The sequence below is a fragment of the Psychrobacter sp. AOP7-B1-24 genome (assembly GCF_052376215.1).
GTDB lineage: Bacteria > Pseudomonadota > Gammaproteobacteria > Pseudomonadales > Moraxellaceae > Psychrobacter.
Genome location: NZ_JBQSVL010000154.1, coordinates 1 through 2089, shown reverse-complemented (window position 1 = coordinate 2089; position 2089 = coordinate 1). Strand labels below are relative to the sequence as shown.

The following is a 2089-nucleotide window of genomic DNA, read 5'->3' as shown; positions in this document are numbered from 1 at the left end:
CATAAATCAGCCTTTAGTTTTAGAACGCTGTACCATAATAGTCCTTGTCGTAACAGCAAAAAAGGCAGCCTAATGGCTACCTTTTTATAAATACGGTTATACGACTTGTTTTGCTAAAGTAAGCTTGTGGCTGATTCTGTGTTTAGCCACATAATGTTTAGTGACATATTTACTTAGCAAATAACGTACTATGAATTACGAATATGGTTGAGCTGGCTCTTCTTCCATAACTGTTTCGCTGCTATCAGTCTCAGCTTCTGTGGTATCAACACTTGCTTCATCAGTTGGATACATTGCTTCGCTTTCGCCTTGGCTTTCAAGAGCGCTATCAGGGCTATCAACTTCAGCTTGCATTGTAGTATCAGATGTTTGCATCTCTGCTGATTCAGCTGCTACTGCTAAGCTTGGGATAGTTAATGCAGCGCCAACAAGTAATGGTAGAGATAGAGTAAGGTTTTTCATTGATTAATTCCTTGGTTTTAAATTTGGTCTACTGTCTAAAATAAGCTGAGACTAATTTATAAATACTGTTTTATAAATACGGTTATACGACTTGTTTTGCTAAAGTAAGCTTGTGGCTGATTCTGTGTTTAGCCACATAATGTTTAGTGACATATCTACTTAGCAAATAACGTACTATGAATTACGAATATGGTTGAGCTGGCTCTTCTTCCATAACTGTTTCGCTGCTATCAGTCTCAGCTTCTGTGGTATCAACACTTGCTTCATCAGTTAGATACATTGCTTCACTTTCGCCTTGGCTTTCAAGAGCGCTATCAGGGCTATCAACTTCAGCTTGCATTGTAGTATCAGGTGTTTGCATCTCTGCTGATTCAGCTGCTACTGCTAAGCTTGGGATAGTTAATGCAGCGCCAACAAGTAATGGTAGAGATAGAGTAAGGTTTTTCATTGGTTAATTCCTTGGTCTTTAGATTTGGTATGTCATTTAAAAATATGCTGAGACTTCAACAACATTTTGTATGGCTCAAACCTATCAACAAATATTATTATAAATAAAAGTCCGATAACCCCTTAACTGATTATCATGTTCAGTTCGAGCATAGAGTGTGATGATCTAATTTTTGTTAGTCATCATCTCCGAACACAAGACTATCAATTAATAACTTTGGGTTTCAGTAGCACAAAAATTACCAATCTAACGTTTTTATTTTTTCGTGTGACATTGTGCAATTGCTATGGCAGCTTTGTTATATAATCATATAAATGAATACTTTTACTGCTTTGCAGCCTCAAACCTAAGTATATAAACAAATAATGATTAAATTTCTATCAAATCATACCTAGAAAAACCTTATTTACCACCATTCAAAACCTTCTATCACTCCACACTTCTATTGCCAAAATATACCGTCATCTCCTTTATATTCGGATATCTATCCTAATATGTATTCATTTTTTTGATTAATTAATAGTGGAAGTATGTTGATAACATTCCGATAACATAATTCCGTCAGCATATTTTTATGGTCGTATCAGTTTTTTGAATATTATTACAATAATAAAGAGCCTGAGTACAAATACTCTCTTCCATACAAAAGTTCTATAACTCTCGATATAAAAAAACCTAATGCAAGCTATGCATTAGGGCCTATTTGACGATATATTGAAAACGTTTGACTCACATTAGCCTACTGGCAGAGGATATATTATTGCTTTACCGCCTCTACCTGAATAGTCAACGCTACCTGCTCTGTCATACCCAGCAATGTATATTTACTGATACCCCACTTTGTCCGATCGATAGTCGTTGTAAATTCACCACCACAGACCGTTTTTTTGAGTATAGGACTCAAATAACAATTAAACTTAGCAGCTGTTAGCGCAATAGGATTGGTCTTGCCATGTAACGTCAGCATGCCGTCAACTTTGACAACGTCTGAACTGTCTTTATCATTCGAAAAATACCATTTAGTGGACTTAAAATGAGCCACTGGAAATGTTTCAACATCGAAAAAGTCTGCGCTTTTAAGTGTGATATCAAAAGCTTGATTGCCGGTATTCAAGGTATTTAAAGGGATTAATAGAGCAATATTACCTGTCTTGGCTACTGGGTCATAATCGAGCTGAC

The 2089-nt window shown here is 36.0% G+C and carries 3 protein-coding genes; all 3 read right to left on the bottom strand.

Annotated elements, in window-relative coordinates; translation table 11 throughout:
• Nucleotides 1–195 precede the first annotated feature (195 nt).
• Nucleotides 196–462 (bottom strand): hypothetical protein, encoded by a 267-nt coding sequence (locus ACT3QP_RS14630; protein WP_444526002.1) that lies wholly within the window; start codon nucleotides 460–462, stop codon nucleotides 196–198.
• Nucleotides 463–643: 181 nt separating this feature from the next.
• Entirely contained in the window at nucleotides 644–910 is a 267-nt protein-coding gene (locus tag ACT3QP_RS14625) for a hypothetical protein (protein ID WP_444526001.1), read from the bottom strand.
• 757 nt (nucleotides 911–1667) lie between these two features.
• Nucleotides 1668–2089, bottom strand: a 422-nt coding sequence (locus ACT3QP_RS14620) for a YceI family protein (protein WP_444526000.1), incomplete at its 5' end; no start/stop codon positions are given.

Bases quoted from the DNA above. Each gene is read 5' to 3' on its own strand.
- ACT3QP_RS14630 (WP_444526002.1), bottom strand. From the start codon at position 462: ATGAAAAACCTTACTCTATCTCTACCATTACTTGTTGGCGCTGCATTA.
- ACT3QP_RS14625 (WP_444526001.1), bottom strand. From the start codon at position 910: ATGAAAAACCTTACTCTATCTCTACCATTACTTGTTGGCGCTGCATTA.